The sequence below is a fragment of the Micromonospora sp. C28ISP2-4 genome (assembly GCF_030519385.1).
Lineage (GTDB): Bacteria > Actinomycetota > Actinomycetes > Mycobacteriales > Micromonosporaceae > Micromonospora > Micromonospora tulbaghiae.
In genome coordinates this window covers 193,795-217,121 of sequence record NZ_JAUMKG010000001.1, presented here as the reverse complement: position 1 = coordinate 217,121, position 23,327 = coordinate 193,795, and the positions used below count along the sequence as shown (strand labels likewise).

The window sequence follows — 23,327 nt, the reverse complement described above, 5'->3', positions numbered from 1 at the left end:
TGCCCGATTTCCACGGCGACGGCGGGGCCACTACAGTCGCAGGAATGCCGGAGATGGTTCAGCCCCAGGTCAAGTTGATCGCGTGGACCCAGTTCCAGGCGCCCGAAGAGGTGCCCTGGTCCACCGACGCCGACGGCGGGCAGGCGCTCGCCGAGTTCGCCGGCCGGGCCTGCTACCAGAGCTGGAAGAAGCCGAACCCGGCCACCGCCACCAACGCCGGTTACCTGGCGCACATCCTGGAGGTCGGCCACCTGAGCGTGCTGGAGCACGGCTCGGTGAGCTTCTACTTCAGCGGCGTCTCCCGCTCGTTCACGCACGAGCTGATCCGGCACCGGCACTTCTCCTACTCGCAGCTCTCCCAGCGCTACGTGCCCGAGCGGGACGCGGCGATGGTCGAGCCGTCGGTGATCGCCGACGACCCGGAGCTGCACAAGAAGTTCGTCGAGGCCACCGACGCGGCGGTGCGGGCGTACACCGAGTTGCTGGAGGGGCTGGAGTCCCGCTTCACCGACGAGCCCAACCCGACGCTGCGCCGCAAGCAGGCCCGCCAGGCGGCCCGGGCGGTGCTGCCGAACGCCACCGAGACGCGGATCGTGGTGACCGGTAACTACCGGGCCTGGCGGCACTTCGTGAAGATGCGCGCCACCGAGCACGCCGACGTGGAGATCCGCGAGCTGGCCGTGGAGTGCCTGCGGCAGCTCAAGGGTGTCGCGCCGAACGTCTTCGCCGACTTCGAGATCTCCACCCTGCCCGACGGCACCGAGGTGGCGGCGTCGCCGCACGCGGAGTGACTCGTCGCCCTTCGCCGCCGGGCCACCGGCGGCCGTCCGCTAGGTTGTGAGCATGACGCACGACCACTCCGCCGCCCCGAGCCGGGGCGCGTCGCGCCCGTTCGGGCGAGTGATGACGGCCATGGTGACCCCGTTCACGCCGGACGGCGGCCTGGACCTCGACGGCGCCGCCCGGCTCGCCGAATATCTCGTCGACCAGCAGGGCAACGACGCGCTGGTGCTCAACGGCACCACCGGCGAGTCCCCGACCACCACGGAGGCGGAGAAGGAGTCGCTGATCCGTGCCGTGGTCGAGGCGGTCGGCGACCGGGCCCGGATCGTCGCCGGTGTGGGCACCAACGACACCCGGCACACGGTCGAGCTGGCGGCGCAGGCCGAGAAGGCCGGCGCGCACGGCCTCCTGGTGGTCACGCCGTACTACAACAAGCCGCCGCAGGCCGGGCTGCTGCGTCACTTCACCACCGTCGCGGACGCCACCGGCCTGCCGGTCATGCTCTACGACATCCCGCACCGCGCGGGCGTGGCGATCGCCACCGAGACGCTGGTGAAGCTGGCCGAGCACGGCCGGATCGTCGCGGTGAAGGACGCCAAGGGCGACCTGTTCGCCACCGCTGAGGTGCTCAGCCGCACCGACCTGGCCTACTACAGCGGCGAGGACGCGCTCACCCTGCCGATGCTGTCGGTCGGCGCGGTCGGCGTGGTCGGCACCTCCACCCACTTCACCGGCGCGCTGACCAAGCAGATGATCGAGGCGTTCGAGGCGGGCGACAACGCCCGGGCGCTCGCCCTGCACCGGCAGTTGCTGCCGCTCTACACCGGCATCTTCCGCACCCAGGGCACGATCCTGGTCAAGGCCGGCCTGGGGGCGCAGGGCCGCCCGGCCGGTCCGGTGCGGCCGCCGCTCGTCGACGCCACCGGTGACGAACTGGCCCAGCTGCGCGCCGACTGCGCCGCGGCGGGCCTGCCCCTGCCCGAATGAATCAACGACACGACGGACGCCGCGCGACGGCGTCGCAGAATGAGGTGACGCGTGACCGAGGCGCACATCGAGGGTGAGCTGCCCCCGCCGCTGCCCGAGGGCGGCCTGCGGATCATCCCGCTCGGCGGACTCGGCGCCATCGGCCGGAACATGACCGTCTTCGAGTACGACGGCAAGCTGCTCATCGTCGACTGCGGGGTGCTGTTCCCCGACGTCGAGCAGCCGGGCGTGGACCTGATCCTGCCCGACTTCGCCCCGATCCTGGACCGGCTGGCCGACGTGCAGGCGATCGTGCTCACGCACGGCCACGAGGACCACATCGGCGCGGTGCCGTACCTGCTCGCGCACAAGCCGGACATTCCGCTCGTCGGTTCCCAGTTCACGCTCGCGCTCGTCGAGGCGAAACTGGCCGAGCGGCGGATCCAGCCGTACACGCTGACCGTGCGGGAGGGCGGCCGGGAACGGCTGGGCCCGTTCGAGTGCGAGTTCTTCGCGGTGAACCACTCGATCCCGGACGCGCTGGCGGTGGCCATCCGTACCCCGGCCGGCCTGGTGCTGCACACCGGCGACTTCAAGATGGATCAGCTTCCGCTCGACGGTCGGATCACCGACCTGGCCGGGTTCGCCCGGCTCGGCGCCGAGGGCGTCGACCTGCTGCTGTCCGACTCGACGAACGCGGAGATCCCCGGCTTCGTCACGCCGGAGAAGGAGATCGGCCCGGTCCTCGACTCGATCTTCGCGAAGGCAAAGGGGCGGATCATCGTCGCCTCGTTCGCCTCGCACGTACACCGGGTGCAGCAGGTCTTCGACTCGGCCGTCGAGCACGGCCGCAAGGTGGCGCTGATCGGCCGGTCCATGGTCCGCAACATGGGCATCGCCCGCGACCTGGGCCTGCTCAACATCCCGCCCGGCCTGGTGGTCGGGATCGAGGAGGCCACCAACCTGCCGCCCGAGCAGATCGTGCTGATGTCCACCGGTTCGCAGGGCGAGCCGATGAGCGCGCTGGGCCGGATGGCCAGCGGCGACCACCGGCACATCACCATCGCGCCGGGCGACACGGTGGTGCTGGCGTCCTCGCTGGTACCGGGCAACGAGACCTCGGTCTACCGGGTGATCAACCGGCTGGCCCGGGCCGGCGCCGTGGTGGTGCACAAGGACGTGGCGAAGGTGCACGTCTCCGGCCACGCCCCGGCCGGCGAGCTGCTCTACCTGCTCAACGTCGTACGCCCGAGCAACCTGATGCCGGTGCACGGCGAGTGGCGGCACCTGCGGGCGCACGCCCGGCTCGGCATCGAGTCCGGCGTCGCGCCGGACCGGGTCGTGATCTGCGAGGACGGCGACGTGGTCGACCTGGTCGAGGGTCGCGCCAGCCTGGTCGGGCGGGTCAAGAGCCGGTACGTCTACGTCGACGGTCTCGCCGTCGGCGACGTCAGCGAGTCGCTGCTGACCGAGCGCCGGATCCTCGGCGACGGCGGTTTCATCGCCGCGACAGTCGTCGTCGACTCGGTCACCGGCAAGGTGGTCGCCGGGCCGACCGTCTCGGCGAAGGGCTTCTCCGAGGACCCGGAGGCGTTCAACCCGGTGGTCCCGCTGGTCACCGAGGCGCTGAACCGGGCCGCCGCGGACGGCATCACCGACCCGCACCAGCTCCAGCAGATCGTCCGCCGCACGGTCGGCCGCTGGGTCAACGACGCGTACCGTCGCCGGCCCATGATCGTCCCGACAGTCGTCGAGGTCTGACCCCGACCGCCGCCGCGCGCCGGTCCACCCTCAGGGGTGGGCCGGCGCCGTCGCTTTCCGGGTACGCCCCGACACGGCGCGTCAAAACGTGGTGACAGTACTCATCCGATCGGCGTCCGTCTCCGTACCTCCCGACGGCCGGCGTGCCCCTGCGCCGGTCGGGAGGAGCGTGGCGGATGGACCGCAGACGGATGACAGCCATCGGCGTACTGGTGGCGGCGGCCGGGTTGACGGCGGCGGTGACCGTACCGTCGTTCGCCGGTGAGGAACCCCGGCGGGCCGCACCGGCGGCCGACGGCGTCGCCCCGGAGGTCCTGGAGGCGATGGGCCGCGACCTCGCGCTGACCCGCGACCAGGCGGTGAAGCGGCTGCGGACCGAGCGGTGGGCGGCGGGCACCGTCACCCGGCTGCGCGGCGAACTCGGCGCCGGTTACGGCGGCAGCTGGCTCAGCGCGGACGGCGCCACGCTCACCGTGGCGGTGGCCGACGCGGCCGGCGAGGCGCGGGTACGGGCGGCGGGCGCGGTCCCGAAGCGGGTCGCCCGGGGCGTCGCCGAGCTGGACGCGGTGAAGAACCGGCTGGACGCGGCGGGTGCCGACGCCAGTCCGGACGTCGCCGGCTGGTACGTCGACGTGGCGGACAACGCGGTGGTCGTGATCGCCCGGCCGGGCGCGGAGGCCGACGGCCGCCGGTTCGCCGCCGCCGCGGGGTCGAAGTCCGCGATGGTCCGGGTGCGGACCGCCGACGAGGCCCCGCGTCCGCTGTTCGACGTGCGGGGCGGCGACGCGTACCTGATCAACAACGCCGGCCGCTGCTCGGTCGGCTTCTCCGTGGTCGGCGGGTTCGTCACAGCCGGGCACTGCGGCCGGCCGGGGGACCGCACCACCGGCGCCAACCGGGTCGCCCAGGGCACGTTCGCGGCCTCCTCGTTCCCCGGCGACGACTGGGCGTTCGTGCGGGTCAACGCGGACTGGACGCCGCAGGGCGTGGTGACCGACTTCGCCGACGGCGGCACGGTGGCGGTGAACGGCTCCACCGAGGCGCCGGTCGGCGCGTCGATCTGCCGGTCCGGCTCCACCACCGGCACCCGCTGCGGCCTGATCCAGGCGAAGAACGCCACAGTCAACTACCCGCAGGGCACTGTCACCGGGCTGACCCGCACGAACGTCTGCGCCGAGCCGGGTGACTCCGGTGGCGCGTGGCTCTCCGGCGACCAGGCGCAGGGCGTCACCTCGGGCGGCTCCGGCGACTGCACCCGGGGCGGCACCACGTTCTTCCAGCCCGTCAACGAGATCCTCCAGCGCAACAACCTGACGCTGGTGACCGCCGGCGACCAGCCCGCGCCCACGCAGCCTCCGGCCGGCGGCGGCGAGACCACGCCGCCGGTGACCGCCGAGCCCACCCCGCCCGCAGACGACACCGACTGCTCCGGGCAGGTCAGCCGGACCGGCCGGATCGCCGCCGGACGGACCCAGGTCCAGCCGGACGGGCGCTTCTTCCGGGTGCCCGACGGCACCCAGGAGGCGTGCCTGTCCGCGCCGGACGGCGCCTGGGTGGTGCTGGAGCTGCAACGCTTCACCGGCGGCGCGTTCCGCACCGTGGCCCGCGCGGCCAGCGCCGACGGCACGGCCCGGCTGACCGCCGAGACCCCGGCGGGCGCCTACCGGTACCGCGTCGTCGGGTTGTCCGGCTCCGGCGAGTACACGCTGGCGTTCTCCGCCCGCTGACCGCCGCACCCGGACCGCGGCCCCCGACCACCACCGCCCGGTGGCCGGGGGCCGCGCCATGTCCGCGCCACGGCAGGTCGGTGCGGCGCTCAGGGCAGCGCGGCGACCGCTTCGGCGTACGCGGCACCGGTGCGGACCGCGGCGGCCACCAGCACCGCGAGCTGCGCCGGGGCCACCCCGCAGGACAGGTCGGTGGACACGCCCGCGGCCAGCACCAGCGTCCCGTCGCCGGGTTCGTGCACATAGGCGGCGGGCAGCAGCCGGTCGTGGTTCCAGGCGTTGCAGAACGCGTACGCCTCGGCGCGCCGGCCGGCCGGCAGCCGCCGCTGCGCCACCACCCGGGCGTGCAGCACGTCGCCCCGGCGCCCGAGCAGGCGGAACTGGATCGTGGCCTCGCCCCACCGCCCGGCGAGTGTGCCGTCCGGCTCACGCGTGTACGGCTCGCCCCGGGCGTCGAGCGCGGCGGCGAGCAGCGCCCTGTCCAGCGGTGCCGGTTCCTCCGGCCCGGGCAGCAGGGGTTCGGCCGGATCGGCTTCCGGCTCCGCGTCGAACTCGGTCTCGGCAGCGAGCGACACCGGCGCGGCGAGCGGCCGTTCGGCCAGCCAGGAGGCGATCCGGCCGGACTGGTGCCCGGTGCCGTTGCGGGCGTCGAAGCTGCCGGCGAGCGCCGTCGCCAGCGCCTGCAACTGCGTACCGAGCGTCGCCACGTCCACCTCGGCGGCGGGCCGGGAACCGTGCCCGGGGCGGTGGATGCGCCGCCCGCCCAGCCCGGCCTCGGTGGCCAGGCCGCACAGCAGCGCGCCCGCCGCGGCGAACTCCATCGCGGAGAGGTCGTCGGCCGGGCGGTCCAGCTCGGGCAGTTGCTCGGTCAGGATCTCCAGCCCGCGATGCAGGTAGCCGCCCAGCGCGCAGAAGCGCAGGTGCGCGGCGAGCAGCGGGAACGCGGTCCGCTCGCCGCGGTGCCGGCGGTACGCGCGTACGTGCGCCCGGGCCGCCCGCGTCACCGCGCCGGTACGCAGCCACGGCAGCAGCCCCACCGCGAGCGCCCGCTCGGGCTGGTCGGTGCAGGCGGTCGCCCCGGCCTCGGCCGCCTGCCGCTCGCCGCGCCGGGTCGGTGCCGCCTGCGGCTCGACCCAGCCGGTCAGCGCCGGCGCCAGCGCCGCCAGGGCCGCTTCCGGCTCGCCCCAGCCGGCCAGCAGGTCGGCCCGCCGTGCCGGGGCGCACCCCGGGCAGCCGGCCACCGGGTCCGTCGCGTCCGCGGCCGACCAGCGCTCGTACGCGCGCCGGGCGGCCGGCTCGTCGCCGAGGTGGTCGGCGAGGCGGCAGCGCAGCTCCGCCACCGGCGCGGCGTCCTCGCCCAGCTCCGCGGCGAGCGCGTCCAACAGGGACCGGGCCTGGTCCAGACCCACCCGTGGCGTGCCGAACGACGCCTCCACCGCCTGCCGCTGGTGCCGGCGCAACCGGGTCAGCTCGTCGGGGCGGGCGTCCAGCAGGCCGGGGTGCCGGGCCAGCGTGCCCCGCATCCGCCGGACCGGTTCCACCGCGCGCCACCGCTCACCCCGGTGCAGGTACGCCTCGACCAGCGCGAACCGTGCCGACAGGGCGGTACGCGGATCGCCGGTGGCGTCCGCCCGGGACGCGATCCGCTCCAGCTCGGCGCAGCGCTCCGCGCCGTCGGGCCGGTCCCGGGCGTCGGCCAGCGCGGCGGCCAGCCCCCTGTCGCGTGCTGTGGTCACGGGAGCGTCCCGCCGGCCAGCTCGTCGACGGCGGCGGCGAGCTGGCACCCGGTGGTCACCCCACAGTCGACGAGCCGGTCGAGCTGGTGCGGAGTCACCCCGCGTTCCAGGTCGGTGGTGACCTCGCCGCACACCTGGGCCGAGCCGTCGTCGGCGACGTGCACGTACGCCTTCGGCCAGAGCCGGTCGTGGTTCCACGTGTTGCAGAAGGCGTGCAGCTCGGGCACGCGCTCGATGCCGAAGTGGTGCGCGACGACTGTGCGTACCTGGAGCAGCTCACCGGCCGCGCCCCGGCGATGGAACCAGATCAGGTTCCGTTCCCAGCGGCCCACCAGCGCGCCGTCGGGTTCCTCGGCCACCGCGTACCCCCGGTGGCCGAGCACGGCGGCGATCAGCTCGCCGGTCAGCGGGCGCAGTTCCTGCGGGTGTCCGGCCAGCGGGCCGTCCGGACCGTCCTCGATCTCCGGCGACGCCATCGGGCATCCCTTCTGAGGCGAATAACACAAACGACGGTCCGACCCGTGCTGCGACGCGCGGACACGACCCGGAAAAGCGGCGATCCACCGGGTGCCGCCGTTACCGTGACTCTATGGCGGGCCGTACCTCTCAGGCGAGCCGGCGGCGCGGCGCGTCGCCGCGTGGCACCACGAACAACCGCGCCCGGCAACCGGCGAAGAAGGCGGCGGCGCGGAAACCGGCGCGGCGGCGCCCGGCCCCCGGGCCGAGCCCGGCCGCGTTCGTCGGCCGGGCCGTTGGTGCCGTCTGGATGGGACTGGCCCACTCGGTGGGCTGGGCGTTCCGGGCGGCCGGGCGGCAGGCCGCGTCCACCCGGGAACTGGATCCGGAGCACCGCCGCGACGGCGGCGGGCTGCTCCTGTTCGGCCTGGCCATCCTCAGCGCGGTGGGCATCTGGGGCGGCGGCGCCGGGCCGGTGGGCCGGCACCTGGCCGACACCGTGCGCCTGTTCATCGGCGCCATCTCGATAATCCTTCCGGTGCTGTTCATGGTCGGCGCGTGGCGGCTGATGCGGAGCCCGGCCGACCCGGAGCACCGCGGTCGCGGCCTGGTCGGCTGGGGCTCGATGATGCTGGCCACCGCCGCGATGCTGCACATCGGGCAGAACCCGGTCGACGAGGTCCAGCGTGACTTCGCCGGCGGCCTGATCGGCGCGGGCGTGGGCGACCTGCTGAAGTCGGCGGTGACCGCGTGGGTGGCCATGCCGCTGCTGCTCCTGCTGCTGGTGTTCGGCCTGCTGGTGGTCACCGCGACGCCGATCAACAAGATCCCGGAGCGGCTCGGCCTGCGCGCCGACCCGGCCGGGCCGGACGTCGACGAGGAGTTCGCCGAGGACGAGGCCCCGGCGAAACCGGCCCGCAGGCGCCCGGCGAAGCGGATGCCACCGCCGCTGGAGCCGCTGGACCCGGACGACGAGCTGGCCGGCGTCGACCTCCAGGAAACCCTGGTGCTGCCGCGCAAGCCGCCGAAGGTGCCGGCGAACCGCAAGCCGGTCGAGCCGCCGGAGCACTCGCCGCTGCCCACCCGCGCCGAGCAACTCGCGCTCACCGGGCTGGCCGGCGACTACACGCTGCCGCCGGCGAACCTGCTCGGCAGCGGCGCCAAGCCGAAGAGCCGGAGCAAGGCCAACGACGAGGTGATCGCCGCGCTCACCGGCGTCTTCGAGCAGTTCGACGTGGACGCCGCCGTCACCGGCTTCACCCGCGGCCCGACAGTCACCCGGTACGAGGTGGAGCTGGGCCCGGGCGTCAAGGTCGAGCGGATCACCCAGCTCTCCCGCAACATCGCGTACGCGGTGAAGTCGCCGGACGTCCGCATCCTCAGCCCGATCCCGGGCAAGAGCGCGGTCGGTGTGGAGATCCCGAACACCGACCCGGAGAACGTGTCGCTCGGCGACGTGCTGCGCTCCCGCGAGGCGACGAGCGACCACCACCCGATGGTGGTGGCGCTCGGCAAGGACATCGAGGGCGGCTACGTGGTGGCCAACCTCGCGAAGATGCCGCACATCCTGATCGCGGGCGCCACCGGCGCGGGCAAGTCGTCCTGCCTCAACTCACTGCTGGTCTCCATCCTGACCCGGGCCACGCCGGACGAGGTGCGGCTGCTGCTGATCGACCCGAAGCGGGTCGAGATGACCGGCTACGAGGGCATCCCGCACCTGGTCACGCCGATCGTGACCAACCCGAAGAAGGCGGCCGACTCGCTGGAGTGGGTCGTCCGCGAGATGGACATGCGCTACGACGACCTCGCCGCCAACGGGGTCCGGCACATCGACGACTTCAACCGCAAGGTGCGCAACGGCGAGATCAAGGCGCCGCCGGGCAGTGAGCGGGAGATGCGGCCGTACCCGTACCTGCTGGTGATCGTGGACGAGCTGGCCGACCTGATGATGGTCGCGCCGCGCGACGTGGAGGACTCCATCGTCCGGATCACCCAGCTCGCCCGCGCCGCCGGCATCCACCTGGTCCTCGCCACCCAGCGGCCCTCGGTCGACGTGGTCACCGGCCTGATCAAGGCGAACGTGCCGTCCCGGCTCGCGTTCGCCACCTCCTCGCTCGCCGACTCCCGGGTCATTCTGGACCAGCCCGGCGCGGAGAAGCTGCTCGGCCGCGGCGACGGCCTGTTCCTGCCGATGGGCGCGTCGAAGCCGCAGCGCATCCAGGGCGCCTGGGTCACCGAGCGCGAGATCTCCGACGTGGTCAAGTTCTGCAAGGACCAGCGCGAGCCGGAGTTCCGCCCGGACGTGCTCGCCCCGGCGCAGGACAGCAAGAAGAAGATCGACGAGGACATCGGTGACGACCTGGACCTGCTCGTGCAGGCGGTCGAGCTGGTGGTCACCTCGCAGTTCGGGTCGACCTCGATGCTCCAGCGCAAGCTGCGGGTCGGCTTCGCCAAGGCGGGCCGGCTGATGGACCTGATGGAGACCCGGGGCGTGGTCGGCCCGTCCGAGGGCTCCAAGGCCCGCGACGTGCTGGTCAAGCCGGACGAGTTGGAGGAGGTCCTGGCCGGCCTGCGCGGCGGCGAGGACTGACGGCCCCGCAACTGACGACGGCGGCCCCCACCATCAGGTGGGTGGCCGCCGTCGGCGGTTCCGGGTCAGTTGATCAGCGCGGCGACGAGCACGGCACCGATCACCGCGCCGACCACGCTCGCGGCGGCGGCGTACCAGCCCAGCGGCTTGTCGCCGAGGACGGCGCCGACGATGCCGAGGATCAGGCCGAGGACGCCGAAGATCAGCGGGGACAGGAAGATCGCGAGGGCCGCGAAGACGAACGCGATGATCGTGCAGATCCGGGCGGCGTTGCTGCGCGGACGGGCGCTGGCGTGGATGTCGGCCATGGGGTCCTCCGTGATGATCGCTCTGTCGGTCAACGGGAGACCGGGTACCCCGGACGACGCATCGTCCAAACCGGATCCCTGCTCTTCAGGCGAACAGCTTCAGCCCGATCACGCCGGCCACCACCAGCAGCAGGCAGGCCACCCGCGGCAGGTTGACCGGTTCGCCGAGCGCGAGCATCCCGACCAGCGCGGTACCCACAGCGCCGATACCGACCCACACCGCGTAGCCGGTGCCGACCGGGATGTCGCGCAGCGCGTACGCCAGGCCGGCCATGCTGCCGACGAGCGTGACGGCGAAGACGAGGGAGGGGAGTGGACGGGTGAAGCCGGCGCTGCGGTCCAGCGCGATCGCCCACGCGGTCTCCAGGAGTCCGGAGATCACCAGCACGATCCAGGCCATGGGTATCACCTCTGACGGGCGGGCCCGGCGCGGGAGCGGGCCGGGCGACGGTCGGGTCACGCGGGGCGTCTTGGCCTGACCGGGTACGCCCACCACTCGTCCGGGACGGCCACGGGCCGTCGTGGCCGACGGTAGCACCGGGCGGGCCGGGCCGGCGGCGTGGTGAGAAAGGCCACCATGGGTGGAGTTGACGTCAACTTCAAGTTGCAGGATGGATGACATGACCCTGCTCTTCTCCGACGACGACGTCGCGGCCGCCGTGGACGCCCCGCTCACCGTCGCGGCCATGCGGGACGCGCTGCTGGCCGCGTACGCCGGGCGGCTCATCGCCCCGCCCCGGGCGTCAGCGCCGCTGGACGGGGGCCGGATGGTGCTCACCGCCGGGCACCTCACCGGGCAGTGGTACGGCTTCCGCTCGTACGACACGTTCGGCCACCCGGAGAGCGGTCAGCTCGTCGTGCTGCACGACGCGACCACCGGCGCGGTACGCGCCATCGCCGTCGGCGAGGAACTCGGCTCCCGGCGTACCGGAGGACTCGGTGGCGTGGCGGTGGACGCCCTGGCCCGCGCGGACGCCGCCACCCTCGGCGTGGTGGGGTCCGGCCGGCAGGCGTGGACCCAGGTCTGGGCCGCCGCGGCGGTCCGGCCGCTGCGCGAGGTGACCGTGTACAGCCGCTCGGCGGCCCGGCGGGAGGCGTTCGCCACACGCGTCCGCGCCGAGTTGGGCGTGGCGGCCCGCGCCGTCGGCTCGGCCGCCGCCGCGGTACGCGACCGGGACGTCGTGGTGCTCGCCACCACCAGCACCGTCCCGGTGCTCGACGCCGCCGACCTGGCCCCCGGCACCCACGTCAACACGGTCGGCTTCAAGCAGGTCGACCGGCACGAGTTCGGCACCGACCTGCTCGACGCCGCCGACCTGCTGGTCACCGACTCGCCCGGGCAGGCCACCGCGTATGTCCCGCCGATGCTCGCCGCCGTCGAGCCGTACGCCGGGCGGCTGCGCGACCTGGGCGCGGTGCTGGCCGGCGCGGTTCCCGGCCGGACCACCGCGGACCAGATCTCGGTCTTCTGCTCCACCGGCCTGGCCGGCACGGAGGTGTTCCTCCTCGACCGGCTGGCCCGGGTGTCCGTTCCCGCGCGCTGAACCGGCCGGACGGGTGCGCGGCGGTCCGGAACCGGCCCGGTACCCTCGGATGGTGTCTGCCTCCTCCTCCACCCCGCGATCCGACGGGCGCCGCGTCGCCCTGCTGACCCTCGGCTGCGCCCGTAACGAGGTCGACTCGGAGGAGCTGGCCGCCCGGCTGCACGCCGACGGATGGCAGGTCACCACCGACGGCGAGGGTGCCGACGTGGTGGTGGTGAACACCTGCGGGTTCGTCGAGAAGGCCAAGCAGGACTCGATCCAGACGCTGCTGGCCGCCGCCGACACCGGCGCCAAGGTCGTCGCCGCCGGGTGCATGGCCGAGCGGTACGGCCGTGAGCTGGCCGACAGTCTTCCCGAGGCGCAGGCGGTGCTGAGCTTCGACGACTACCCGGACATCGCCTCCCGCCTCGACTCGGTGCTGGCCGGCGAGGCGATCGGCGCGCACACCCCCCGTGACCGGCGGGAGCTGCTGCCGCTGACCCCGGTGAAGCGCCGCGACGCGGCGGTGTCGCTACCGGGGCACGGCATCCCGGCCCGGGTCGCCCCGGAGACCGACGAGCACACCCCGGCCCACCTGCGACAGGTGCTGCGGCACCGGCTCGACACCGGCCCGGTGGCCTCGCTGAAGCTCGCCAGCGGCTGCGACCGGCGGTGCGCGTTCTGCGCCATCCCGGCGTTCCGCGGCGCGTTCGTCTCGCGTACCCCGGACGAGCTGCTCGCCGAGGCCGAGTGGCTGGCCAAGACCGGCGTCCGGGAGCTGGTGCTGGTCAGCGAGAACTCCACCTCGTACGGCAAGGACCTGGGCGACCCCCGCGCGCTGGAGAAGCTGCTGCCGCAGCTCGCCGCGATCGACGGAATCGTGCGGGTACGCGCCAGCTACCTCCAGCCCGCCGAGACCCGGCCCGGCCTGGTCGAGGTGATCGCCACCACGCCGGGCGTGGCCGCGTACTTCGACCTGTCGTTCCAGCACTCCAGCGAGCCGGTGCTGCGCCGGATGCGGCGTTTCGGCTCCACCGACCGGTTCCTGGAGCTGCTGGCGTCGGCCCGGGAGCTGGCGCCGGACGCGGGCGCGCGCAGCAACTTCATCGTCGGCTTCCCCGGCGAGACGAAGCAGGACGTCGCCGAGCTGGTCCGGTTCCTCACCGAGGCGCGGCTGGACGCGATCGGCATGTTCGACTACAGCGACGAGGACGGCACCGAGGCCGCCGGCCTGACCGGCAAGGTCTCCGCCGCCACGATCAAGCGGCGGTACGACAAGCTCAGCGCGCTGGCCGACGAACTCTGCTCGCAGCGCGCCGAGGAGCGCCTCGGCGCGACTGTGGAGGTGCTCGTGGACTCGACCGCCGACGGCGTGGTGGAGGGGCGGGCCGCCCACCAGGCGCCCGAGGTCGACGGCTCGACCACGCTCGTCGCGCCCGTCGGCGGCGGCGTGGATCTGGCCGCGCTACGCCCCGGTGACCTGGTCCGGGCCACTGTGACGGCGACCGAGGGCGTGGACCTGGTCGCCGTACCGGATGAGATGATCTCGGCGGCGCCCGGCGCGGTACGGTGACGGCGGGCCCTGATGGAGCGGGGAAGCCACGTGGGGCGATGCGGGACATGACGGGAGCGGAGTCGACGGCGGCTGCCCCCGTACCGCTGCTCAACGCGGCGAACCTGCTCACCGGCGCGCGCCTGGTGCTGGTGCCGGTCTTCGTGGCCACCGTGATCGCCTCCGGCATGAGCCACGCGGGCTGGCGTACGGCCGCCTGCGTGATCTTCGTGGTGGCCTCCGCGACCGACCTGGTCGACGGCTGGATCGCCCGCCGGTACGAACTGGTCACCTCGCTGGGCAAGGTCGCCGACCCGATCGCCGACAAGGCGCTCACCGGCGCCGCCCTGGTGCTGCTCTCCGTCTACGACCGGCTGCCCTGGTGGGTGACTGTGGTCATCCTGGCCCGCGAGCTGGGCATCACAGTGCTGCGCTTCTGGGTGATCCGGCACGGGGTGATCGCGGCCAGCCGGGGCGGCAAGGTCAAGACGGCGCTGCAGGTCCTGGCCATCACCTGGTACCTCTGGCCGATGCCGGAGGCGTTCGCCGCCGTCGGGCCGTGGATCATGGGGGCGGCCGTGCTGGTCACCGTGGTCACCGGGTTCGACTACATCGCCCAGGCGTTGCGGCTGCGCCGCCCGGCCCGTTGAGCCGGTCGGCGGGTTCGTCGATCCGGGCTACGGGTCCGTTGATCCGGGCCGCGGGTCCGTTGATCCGGGCGGCGGACGAGTAAGCCGGCGTGGGGCGGGAAAAGGGGGCGGGCATGGACACCGACGCGAGAGACCACCGGCCCGCCGGCAGCCCGGCGGCCGCCGTGGTGCACCGGCTGCACGAGTGCGGCGAGACGCTGGCCACCGTCGAGTCGCTGACCGGCGGCCTGCTCGCCGCCGCGATCGTGGAGATCGCCGGGGTCAGCTCGATCTACCGGGGCGGCATGGTGGTCTACGCCACCGAACTCAAGGCGACGCTCGCCGGCGTACCGGAGGACCTGCTGGCCGACCGCGGCCCGGTCGACCCGGACGTGGCGGCCGCGCTGGCCGAGGGCGGACGGCAGCGGTGCGGCGCCGACTGGGGCCTGGCCACCACCGGTGTGGCCGGGCCGGAGCCGCAGGACGACAAGCCGGTCGGCCTGGTCTACGTGGCGGTCGCCGGCCCGGACGGCACGCAGGTGCGCCGGCTCGACCTCGACGGCGGTCGCGACCACATCCGCTCGGCCGCGGTGATCGAGGCGCTGCGCCTGCTCGCCGACCGCATCCAGCTCCCCGAGGGCGCCGACGCCGCCGAGGCGGCCGGGGCCGGTAGCCGGTGAGCCGGCGCGGCGCCGACACGAGCGGCGACGGGACCGCCGGACCGGCCGATCCGCCCGGATTGGGGAGGCGGGGAGGGATGTCGTCGTGGCGACCAACGGGTACGGTTGCGGGAAGGCTCCGGCGGTCGCCGTCGGCGCCGGAGCGGTCCGCCGCGTCCGGCCCGACGCGAACGGCCGGGGATGGTGGTCCCGTTCAGGGGGAGGTGCGATGGTCCTGCTACGCCGGGTGATCGGTGACGCGCTGCGGGCACGCAGGCAGGGGCAGCACCGCACCCTCCGCGAGGTCTCCTCCGCCGCGAACGTCAGCCTCGGCTACCTCTCCGAGATCGAACGCGGCCAGAAGGAACCGTCCAGCGAGCTGCTGGCCGCAATCTGCGACGCGCTCGGCGCCCGCCTGTCCGAGCTGCTGCGCGAGGTGAGCGACACAGTCGCCCTGGCCGAGCAGATGCCCGGCGTGCTGGTGCCGGTGGCCGACGACCCGGCCCCGGTGGCGCCGGCCGCCGTGCGCAAGGCCACCAACCGCGGTGTCCGGCAGGTCACCTCCGACGGCGGGGTCGCCGTCCAGGTCCGGCAGGACTCGCCGCTCAAGGCCACGCTGCGCAGCACCCGCGTACGCCCCGCCGAGCGGGATGTGGTCTGCGCCGCCTGACCCCGACCGCCGCGTCGTGGGCAGTGCTGGCGTTCGCGTCGTACTGTTGATCAGGAGCGTACGGGTGCCGGAGTGGCGTCCGGCTGGGACGATGTAGGCGCGACGCTACTGAGGGGACGAGGCGGAGATGGCGAACCCGTTCGTCAAGGGTTGGAAGTACCTGATGGCGCTCTTCGGCGCGAAGATCGACGAGCACGCCGATCCGAAGGTGCAGATCCAGCAGGCCGTCGAGGAGGCGCAGCGCCAGCACCAGGCGCTGGTGCAGCAGGCGGCAGCGGTGATCGGCAACCAGCGTCAGCTGGAGATGAAGCTGTCCCGGCAGATGACCGAGGTGGAACAGCTCCAGGGCAACGCGCGGCAGGCCCTGGCGGTGGCCGACCAGGCCCGGGGCCGGGGTGACGAGGCCGAGGCCGGGCGCTACGAGCAGACGGCCCAGATGCTGGCGACCCAACTGGTCTCCGCGGAGCAGGCGCTGGAAGACCTCAAGACGCTGCACGACCAGGCGCTCGGCGCGGCCGCACAGGCCCGCAAGGCGGTCGAGAACAACTCGATGATCCTCCAGCAGAAGCTGGCCGAGCGCACCAAGCTGCTCAGCCAGCTGGAGCAGGCCAAGATGCAGGAGAGCGTGGCCCGCTCGCTGGAGTCGATGTCGTCGCTCACCGCGCCCGCCAACACCCCCTCGCTGGACGAGGTGCGCGACCGGATCGAACGGCGCTACGCCACCGCGATGGGCCGGGCCGAACTGGCCGGCAACTCGGTCGAGGGCCGGATGCTGGAGATTCAGAAGGCCACGCTCGACTCGGCCGGATCGGCGAGACTGGAGCAGATCCGGTCGAGCATGGCCGGCGAGCAGCTCGGCAGCCGCTCCGAGACCCCCGCCGTGGGGCAGCCGGCCGACCCGGCCGCCGCCGCCCGGCTCGACGAGATCCGAGCCAGCATGAGCCGGGAACGCGGCACCGGGGAGACCACTACCGGCTGACGGAGGGGCGGACACGATGGCGGACGAACGGGCCCGGCACTTCCGGCGGCTGCGCAGGCTGCGCAACTCGGCGCGGCGGTGGAGCGTGCTGGCCGGAGGGCTCGGCGGCGCCGCCGCGGTGCTGACCCCGTACGCCGGACTCGGTCTGGCGGACGCGGCCTGGGCCGGCGCCGCGGGCAGCGCGATCGCGGTGGCCGCCTGGCGCTGGGTCGATCACCGCGCGCTGGCCGCCGTCCCGCCGCCGCCCGCCCTGGACCCGGCCGAGGCCGCCGCCCGCTCCCGCGCCCGCCTGGTCGCCGCCGTCGAGCGGCTGCCCGTCGGGCCGGGCGTCGTGGCCGAGGTACGCCGGGTCCGCTCCCGCCTCGCGCTGCGCGGCACCGCCGCGGCCGAGCCGTGGGCCCGGCTGGACCGGGCCGCGCTCACCCTGGCCGGGCTGGCCGGGCGGCTCACCGGGCTGGCCGAGCCGGCGGTCCGGGAGGCGGCCGAGGCCGACCGGTCCCTGCGCGAGCTGGCGACCCGGGTGGCGGGCGTGGAACGCGCGGCGAAGCTGACCCCGCAGAGCCCGCTGAACGAGGTGCACGCCACGCTGGTGGCCCAGTTGGAGGACGGGGTGGCCGCGTACGAGCGGCTGGTGGTGGCCGCCGCCGGCTACGTGGCCGAGGACGCGCGGCCGAACACCGAACACCAGGCCGCCACACGGCTGACCGAGGCCACCGACCTGCTGCACGGCGTAGCCTCCGCCCTGGCCGAACTCCGCACCCCGCTGCGCGCCCCCTGAGAGTCCCCGCTGACTCGCCCGCCCGCCTGCGTTCCCCGGTTGATCAAGGAGTTCGTGTCCTCCCCAGGCCCGATTCCGGACACAAACCCCTTGATCGCCGACCTGAACGGGGAAGCCGGCCGAGGACGACCGACCCTGAGGGGGCGGGGGAGGGTTAGGTGGGGGTGGTTGTTGGGGCGGGAGGGGTCCAGGGGGAGGTGCCTACGACGTTTGTGGCTCTCACCCGGTAGTGGTACGTCACGCCTCGGGCCAGGCCCGTGTTCGTGAAGCCGCGGCCGGTCACGTGGAACGTCGCCGGTTCCCGGGTGAAGGCGACGTCGGTGGCGCGCTGCACGATGAACCCGGCGCCCGGCCCGGCCGGAGTCGGCGCCGACCAGCTCACCGTCACGGTCGCGGTGTCCGGCCCGGACACGCTCGCGGTGACGCTCACCCCGGTCGGCGCGACCGGCCGGGCGGGGGTGGTCACGGTGGCCACAGTCGACCAGGGGGAGGCGGCGCCCAGGTACGTCGTGCGTACCCGGTAGTAGTACGTGGTGTCCGGCGCGACCGCCGGGTCCACGTGGGACTCGCCCACCGCGATGGCAGTGGTGCCCGGGCCGCTGGTGAACGTCGGGTTGGTGGCCCGCTGCACGTCCACTCCGGTGGCGAAGGAGTGGTTGGCCCAGCGCAGCGCCACCCGCAGCGGCGCGGTCGGCGGCAGCACCGCGGTCAGCCGGGCCGGCCCGGCCAGGTGCACCGCGGCCGGTACGGCGTTGGACCAGGACGAGCAGCTCACCGCATTCTCGGCCCGGATCCGGTAGTGGTAGGTGACGCCGGGGGTGACTGTCGCGTCGGTGTAGCGGGTGGCGGTGGCGGCCACCGTGATCTCGGTCAGCCCGGCGGTGAAGGTGCTGTCGGTGGCGCGCTGCAGCCGGTGGCTGGTCGGTACGGGCCGGCTGCCGTTGCCGGTCCAGGTCAGCGCGATGGCGGGTAGCGCGGTGGCGCTGCCGGGCGCCGGGGCGGCGGTGAGCCCGGTCGGCGCCTTGGGTGCCACGCGCAGGACCAGCGGGCGGCTCATCCCCTGGTCGCGCAGTCCGGCCGAGCGGGTCTGCCAGCGGTACTCCCAGCCCAGGTTGACCAGCTGGTTGACCACGACAGCGGGGCGGCCGTCGACCGGGCTGACCGGGCCGGTGTCCAGCCGTGCGCCGGCCGGGCGGGTCGGGTCGAGCAGCCGTACGCTGTCGCCGATCTTGAACGGCAGGGCGGGTGGGACGGGACGCAGCGCCACCACGACGTCCTCCCGGGGGTTGACCCGGACGGTGTCCTTCCAGCCCAGCTCGCCCGGGTCCGGCGGGCGGACCGTGCCGTCCCAGCCGACCCGGTTGACCAGCTGCACGTCGCAGCCCTCGATGTGGACCGGGTGGGTACGCGGGGCGTCGCCGACGATCCGCCAGAGCTGCGTGCCGTCGCCGGGCGCGCCGACCGCCACGGCGGGGTCGGTGGCGTGCAGCACCTCGGTGGCCGGGTCGGCCGGTCCCAGCGGCAGGGTGGCCGGGGCGAGTGGCCCGGCGACCGGGTGGCCGACGCCGAGCCGTCCTACCGCGCGGCCGTGCCGGGCCTCGAACACCTGCCCGACCGACTTCACCGCCAGCGGCAACGTGACCGGGGCGGTCGCGCCGGCCGGGGTGAACGTGACCGAGGTGGCCCGCGCGGGAACGAGCGTCGGGCGTGGGGTGGAGGTGCCGATCGCGGCGTCGTACGCGGGTTGCGGCACGATCGGCGGCGGCTGGCTGCGGGCGTACGCCCCCGGCAGCCGCTCGGCGAGCCGACGTGTGTCGTACGGCTCGGCCGGGGTGCCGGTGACCCGGATCTGGAGCAGCGTGCGGGTGTTCGGGCCGTACCCGGGGCGGGTCGGCGGCAGGCCCCCGGCGGCGGTACGGTCCGGCGCGCCGGTGTGGTGGTCGTAGCGGCTGTCGAACCGGGGCAGCGGCGCGGGGCAGTCGTTGTAGAGGATGAGTGTGCTGCCCGGCGGCACCGTGGAGAAGTCCACCACCACGTCGGCCCGTTCGCCGGGGGCGAGCAGCAGCGCGTGCCCGTCCACGTTGAGCACCGTCGGGTCCTGCCTGTCGTACCGGTAGTCGACCGGCCGGTTGGGCAGCACCACGGGGGCGGGGAGCAGGCCGCCCTCGTTGCCGATCTGGATCATCTCGGGTCCGGCGGCGGCCGGGTCGGGCACGCCGCCGTCGCGCCCGTCCGCCGGCCAGTACGCGGGCCGGCCCGGCGCGCGTACCGCCTCGACCATGGGCACCTCACCGGCGTCCGGGTCGGCCGGCCCGCCGTCCTCCGCCCACATCGGCCCGTCCGAGGCGGCCCGGTAGAGCTGGAGGTTGAGCGCCCGGTCGGTGCAGGCGTTGAGGATCCGGAACCGGTACGCCCGCGGCGCCACCTCCAGGTACGGGTAGGCCACGCCGTTCACCAGCGGTGTGTCGCCGTACGCGTCGGGCACCGCCGACGGGTGCGGCACGCCCGGTACGAGCGGCGGCTCGTCCGGGTCGGTGTCGGGGTCGTGGTGCGGGTTCGGCACCGGGGCGACCCACGGGCTGGCGCCGCCGTCCGGGTCGTGGGTCCACGGCCCGTAGTCCCAGCGGCCGGTCGGGTTGGTGCCGGTGAGCCGGTACGGGTTCTGCCTCGGCTGGTAGACGTGCGGGTGCCAGAGGCTGCCCTTGGCGCCCCAGCGGTCGCGGTCCCAGGTGGGGTCCTGGGCGGCGAGCTGCGCGTCGTCCGGGACGAACGTCTTGTCCTCGATCACCAGCGGGAACTGGTCGGCGGGCAGCACGCCGTCGTCGACGAGTCGTTCCTCGGCCGGGTCGGTGAGCAGGTAGAGCGCGATCTGGCCGGAGTAGACGGTGAGCCGGGACAGGCCGAGCGTGTTGTCGTGCAGCCACATGAGCCGCCCGCTCTGCTCGTTCGGGAAGTACAGCGTGGTGGCGCCCGCGCCGGGCGGCGGCATGTCCGGTACCGGCGTCAGACCCACACCGGCCGGGTACGGCGTGATCTCACCGGCCGGGGTCACCCACTGCCACGGGTTGCCGGCGCTGATCCACCCGGTCTGCGCGCCGGACAGGTGCGGCACGGCGCGGTTCTGCGGGTACGGCGCGGGACCGTCGAGCGGCCCGGCCCCGGCGCCGTCGACGGTCTCGTCCACGGGTAGGAACAGCTCGCCGGCGCGTCCGGTGGGGAGCTGGTTGATGAACTTGATCCGCACCGGGCGGCCCCGGCGGGCCACGATCATCGGGCCGAGGTGCCAGGGGCGGCCGGGCGGGCTGACCGTGTTGTGCCCGGAGGCGTCGGTGCCCAGGTTGAGCTGGCGGTAGCCGCGCAGCCGGGTGGCCGGCAGGTCGCGGTGCAGGCGTTGCGCGTACTCCTGGAGGCCGATCTCGTAGTAGTCGCAGCCCGGCCAGGTGATGGTGTCGGGAACGGCGACGGGCAGGCGGGCGCCGAGCCCGGCAGTGGCCGGCTGCCCTGGTAGCGGCAGCGGGTCGACGAACTTGCGGATGCCGGTGCCGGGGACCGGGCGGCCGTCCGGGTCGAGCGTGGGCAGCGGACTGGCGGCGGTGTTCGGCACCGGGCCGAACAGGCGCGGGACGGCGGCCGGGTCCAGGCTGGCCGGCGCCGGGCCGCCGCCGGGTTCCTCGTCGCCGTTGCGAGCGGCCGGAACGGCGGGCGCGACGGAACCGGCCGGCGCGGTTTCCTCGGCGGTGACGGCGACGACGGCGGCGCGGTCCGGGCGTCCGGGCCGGCTGCGGCGGAACAGCACCATGGCTCTCCCCGGGGTCGGGGCGCGCCGGCCGACACCCCGGCGTGGCGGGCGTACGCGCTGCTGACGATCCGTGAGCGGTCCACCGCAGCATGCGACGTCGCAGGGGTGAGGCGGAAGTACCCAATCGTCCCTATCTCGGCCGATCTTGGGCGTTTCGTGGAAGTTCCACGCCGGGCTGGCAGACCGGGCACCAGTAGGTGACCCGTTCGCCCAGTTCCTCCTTGCGGATGGCGGTCCCGCAGCGGCGGCACGGCTGAGCCCGGCGGCCGTACACGTAGCTGGTGCCGCCCCGGTGCAGCACCCCGGTGGTACTCTGCGTCCAGCGGCCCCGGTTGGCCGCCAGCAGCCGCTGGGCCAGCGCGACAGTGCCGGGCAGGTCCGCCACCGCGCCGACCGGCGTCCACGGCGACACGCCGCGCAGGAACAGCACCTCGCACTTGTAGAGGTTGCCGACCCCGGCCAGGTTGCGCTGGTCGAGCAGCGCCTCGCCGATGGTGCGGTCCGGGTCGGCGGCGAGCCGGCGGACCGCCTCCTCCGCGTCCCAGTCCGGGCCGAGCAGGTCCGGGCCGAGGTGGCCGACGAGTGACTCCTCGTCGGCGGTCGGCACCAGCGACAGCTCGTGCAGGTGGTAGCCGACGGCGACCGCGGCGGGGGAGCGCAGCACCACCCGGATCAGGTGTGCCGGCCGGGCGGTCCAGCGTTCGCCCGGGGCGTACGCCCGCCAGGCGCCGTCCATCCGCAGGTGCGAGTGCAGCGTCCAGGGCTTGTCGTCGGTGCCGGTCAGACGCAACAGCAGATGCTTGCCGCGGCTGACCGACTCGCGCACGGTCCAGCCGGTCAGGTCGGTGGCGGCGAGTTGTGGCACGCGGAAGTCGGACCCGGTGAGCCGGGCCCCGGCCAGAGCGCGTTGCAGGACGCGCGCGGTGTTCCAGACGGTGTCGCCTTCGGGCACCCCGCCATTGTCCCCCACCGAATGGAATTCGCATGTGTCGCCATTTGTACTGAGGTTCCACTTGATCTGCGGAAACGCAACGATCAGGGGGTTCTGAGGAGAATGCTGATGGCACATCTACGACGTCGTACCGTCGTCGCCCTGACCGTCCTGCTCACAGTGGCCGCCGGACTGCCCGGTACGCCCGCGTCGGCCGCGCCCCCGCCCACCACCCAACCGTCCCGCGCCACCGCGCCCGGGCCCGAACGCTGGTCCGTCGAACTCGCCGTGGCCGGCGGCGACGACGTCAACGTCGCCTGGCGGTCCGGCCGCCTGCGGCTGGCCGACCCACGGCCCACCGCCCGCACCCGCCCGGCCGCCGTCGCCGGACCGGTCGCCGAGGGCATCCTGCTCTCCGCGCCGCGCGCTCTCGACCGACCCGCGACCCGGGTACGCGCACAGCTCACCGCCCGCACCGGCGGCGGGGGTACGGCGGTGGCCCAGGTGCGCGGCTGGCGTGCCCGCGGCTGGACCGAGTGGCGCGACGCCACCGAGGCGGTCTTCGACGCACCGGTCAGCCGGGTCCAGGCACGCGTCGTGCTGACCGCAAGCGACAGCGCGTCGGTGGCCACTGTCACCGGCCTGGCCCTCGCCGCGGACCGGGTCGCCACCACGGCGGTCCAGCCGGCCGCCGCGCTCAAGTACCGGGTGTACGCGACCCGCATCGGCCTGGTCGGCGGCACCACCGCCAACGGGCACACAGTGCGGACGCGGGACCACTTCGCGGCGCTGCCCACCCGGCGCGGCCTGTCCCCGCGCGGCACCGGCGACTACACCGTCAAGGTGTGCACCACGAGCGGCAGCCGGTGCGAGTACGCCCCGGTCTGGGACGTCGGCCCGTGGAACACCCGGGACGACTGGTGGAACCCGGCATCGGTCCGGGAGAACTGGAAGGACCTGCCGCGCGGGAGGCCGGAGGCGCAGGCTGCCTACCAGGACAACTACAACGGCGGGCGGGACCAGTTCGGCCGTACCGTGCGTAACCCGGCCGGGCTGGACCTGGCCGACGGGACGTTCTGGGACGGGCTGCGGCTCACCGACAACGCGTGGGTGGACGTGACGCTGCTGTGGACCGCCGGCGGGGCGCGGGCCGTGGTCGGCTCCGGACCGCTGAACCTGCGCGCCGGGGCGAGCACCTCGTACGCGAGCCGGGGCCTCGCTGCCACGTACGCCCACGTGCCGGTGCAGTGCTACGTGACCGGACAGCGGATCGCCGGCACGTACCGCACGACGACGAGGTGGTACCGCCTGGTCGGCGGCAACTACGTCAGCCACGCGTACCTGTCCTCGATCTACGGCGGCACAGCCCCCCGCTGCTGACCCGCCCTCCCTCCTCCCTCCCTCCCTCCCCCCACCTCTCTTCCGCGATCTTGCAGTTTCGGCCCTCTCGCCGGGGCATTTGTCCCTTGTGCCGGGGCAC

The 23,327-nt window shown here is 74.3% G+C and carries 19 protein-coding genes and 1 riboswitch; of the genes, 13 read left to right on the top strand and 6 right to left on the bottom strand.

The window, feature by feature from the left end:
* Nucleotides 1-53 precede the first annotated feature (53 nt).
* The 4 genes from thyX to Q3W68_RS00965 all read left to right on the top strand — a co-directional run bounded on the left by thyX (nt 54) and on the right by Q3W68_RS00965 (nt 5,237).
* Nucleotides 54-791 (top strand): FAD-dependent thymidylate synthase, encoded by a 738-nt coding sequence (gene thyX / locus Q3W68_RS00980; RefSeq protein ID WP_194799842.1) that lies wholly within the window; start codon nt 54-56, stop codon nt 789-791.
* Between the two features lie 52 nt (nt 792-843).
* Nucleotides 844-1,770, top strand: coding sequence for a 4-hydroxy-tetrahydrodipicolinate synthase (dapA, locus tag Q3W68_RS00975; RefSeq protein ID WP_302903663.1), 927 nt, complete (start codon nt 844-846; stop codon nt 1,768-1,770).
* A 51-nt stretch (nt 1,771-1,821) separates the two neighbouring features.
* Nucleotides 1,822-3,510 carry a ribonuclease J gene (locus Q3W68_RS00970; RefSeq protein ID WP_302903662.1) on the top strand — a complete coding sequence of 563 codons (1,689 nt, stop codon included), beginning with the start codon at nt 1,822-1,824 and terminating at the stop codon, nt 3,508-3,510.
* 176 nt (nt 3,511-3,686) lie between these two features.
* Nucleotides 3,687-5,237: a S1 family peptidase gene (locus Q3W68_RS00965; protein WP_302903661.1), complete on the top strand. Its 1,551-nt coding sequence runs from the start codon at nt 3,687-3,689 to the stop codon at nt 5,235-5,237.
* 89 nt (nt 5,238-5,326) lie between these two features.
* Here Q3W68_RS00965 and Q3W68_RS00960 read toward each other — a convergent pair whose 3' ends face one another.
* Nucleotides 5,327-6,973: a YbjN domain-containing protein gene (locus Q3W68_RS00960; protein ID WP_302903660.1), complete on the bottom strand. Its 1,647-nt coding sequence runs from the start codon at nt 6,971-6,973 to the stop codon at nt 5,327-5,329.
* On the bottom strand, nt 6,970-7,449 hold the full coding sequence (locus tag Q3W68_RS00955; protein ID WP_302903659.1) for a YbjN domain-containing protein: 480 nt from the start codon (nt 7,447-7,449) through the stop codon (nt 6,970-6,972). The genes Q3W68_RS00960 and Q3W68_RS00955 overlap by 4 nt, the downstream gene beginning before the upstream one ends.
* A 113-nt stretch (nt 7,450-7,562) precedes the next feature.
* Between Q3W68_RS00955 and Q3W68_RS00950 the strand changes: the two genes are divergently transcribed.
* Nucleotides 7,563-10,019: a DNA translocase FtsK gene (locus Q3W68_RS00950; RefSeq protein WP_302903658.1), complete on the top strand. Its 2,457-nt coding sequence runs from the start codon at nt 7,563-7,565 to the stop codon at nt 10,017-10,019.
* A gap of 65 nt (nt 10,020-10,084) precedes the next feature.
* Here the strand turns inward: Q3W68_RS00950 and Q3W68_RS00945 are convergent, their stop codons facing one another.
* Nucleotides 10,085-10,327, bottom strand: coding sequence for a hypothetical protein (locus Q3W68_RS00945; RefSeq protein ID WP_302903657.1), 243 nt, complete (start codon nt 10,325-10,327; stop codon nt 10,085-10,087).
* Between the two features lie 85 nt (nt 10,328-10,412).
* Nucleotides 10,413-10,727 carry a multidrug efflux SMR transporter gene (locus tag Q3W68_RS00940; RefSeq protein ID WP_302903656.1) on the bottom strand — a complete coding sequence of 105 codons (315 nt, stop codon included), beginning with the start codon at nt 10,725-10,727 and terminating at the stop codon, nt 10,413-10,415.
* A 59-nt stretch (nt 10,728-10,786) separates the two neighbouring features.
* A riboswitch (guanidine-III (ykkC-III) riboswitch) is annotated at nt 10,787-10,851 on the bottom strand.
* A 96-nt stretch (nt 10,852-10,947) separates the two neighbouring features.
* Here Q3W68_RS00940 and Q3W68_RS00935 point away from each other — a divergent pair.
* The 7 genes from Q3W68_RS00935 to Q3W68_RS00905 all read left to right on the top strand — a co-directional run bounded on the left by Q3W68_RS00935 (nt 10,948) and on the right by Q3W68_RS00905 (nt 17,117).
* The gene (locus tag Q3W68_RS00935; protein ID WP_302903655.1) at nt 10,948-11,871 is read left to right on the top strand and encodes an ornithine cyclodeaminase family protein; all 924 of its coding nucleotides are present in this window, start codon (nt 10,948-10,950) and stop codon (nt 11,869-11,871) included.
* Nucleotides 11,872-11,920: 49 nt separating this feature from the next.
* Entirely contained in the window at nt 11,921-13,423 is a 1,503-nt protein-coding gene (gene rimO / locus Q3W68_RS00930) for a 30S ribosomal protein S12 methylthiotransferase RimO (protein ID WP_302903654.1), read from the top strand.
* A gap of 47 nt (nt 13,424-13,470) precedes the next feature.
* Nucleotides 13,471-14,052 carry a CDP-diacylglycerol--glycerol-3-phosphate 3-phosphatidyltransferase gene (gene pgsA / locus Q3W68_RS00925; protein ID WP_302903653.1) on the top strand — a complete coding sequence of 194 codons (582 nt, stop codon included), beginning with the start codon at nt 13,471-13,473 and terminating at the stop codon, nt 14,050-14,052.
* A 113-nt stretch (nt 14,053-14,165) separates the two neighbouring features.
* Complete coding sequence (locus Q3W68_RS00920) at nt 14,166-14,711, top strand: CinA family protein (protein WP_302903652.1); 546 nt, start codon at nt 14,166-14,168, stop codon at nt 14,709-14,711.
* A gap of 208 nt (nt 14,712-14,919) precedes the next feature.
* Nucleotides 14,920-15,360, top strand: a complete 441-nt coding sequence (locus Q3W68_RS00915; RefSeq protein ID WP_302903651.1) for a helix-turn-helix domain-containing protein — start codon at nt 14,920-14,922, stop codon at nt 15,358-15,360.
* A 127-nt stretch (nt 15,361-15,487) separates the two neighbouring features.
* On the top strand, nt 15,488-16,339 hold the full coding sequence (locus Q3W68_RS00910; protein ID WP_013284702.1) for a PspA/IM30 family protein: 852 nt from the start codon (nt 15,488-15,490) through the stop codon (nt 16,337-16,339).
* A gap of 16 nt (nt 16,340-16,355) precedes the next feature.
* Nucleotides 16,356-17,117, top strand: coding sequence for a hypothetical protein (locus tag Q3W68_RS00905; RefSeq protein ID WP_302903650.1), 762 nt, complete (start codon nt 16,356-16,358; stop codon nt 17,115-17,117).
* A 154-nt stretch (nt 17,118-17,271) separates the two neighbouring features.
* Here the strand turns inward: Q3W68_RS00905 and Q3W68_RS00900 are convergent, their stop codons facing one another.
* Nucleotides 17,272-20,916: a fibronectin type III domain-containing protein gene (locus tag Q3W68_RS00900; RefSeq protein ID WP_302903649.1), complete on the bottom strand. Its 3,645-nt coding sequence runs from the start codon at nt 20,914-20,916 to the stop codon at nt 17,272-17,274.
* Between the two features lie 130 nt (nt 20,917-21,046).
* Nucleotides 21,047-21,868, bottom strand: coding sequence for a DNA-formamidopyrimidine glycosylase family protein (locus tag Q3W68_RS00895; RefSeq protein WP_302903648.1), 822 nt, complete (start codon nt 21,866-21,868; stop codon nt 21,047-21,049).
* A gap of 108 nt (nt 21,869-21,976) precedes the next feature.
* On the opposite strand from Q3W68_RS00895, the gene Q3W68_RS00890 reads away from it, so the two are divergent.
* Nucleotides 21,977-23,227 carry a hypothetical protein gene (locus Q3W68_RS00890; protein WP_302903647.1) on the top strand — a complete coding sequence of 417 codons (1,251 nt, stop codon included), beginning with the start codon at nt 21,977-21,979 and terminating at the stop codon, nt 23,225-23,227.
* The last annotated feature ends 100 nt before the right edge of the window (nt 23,228-23,327 follow it).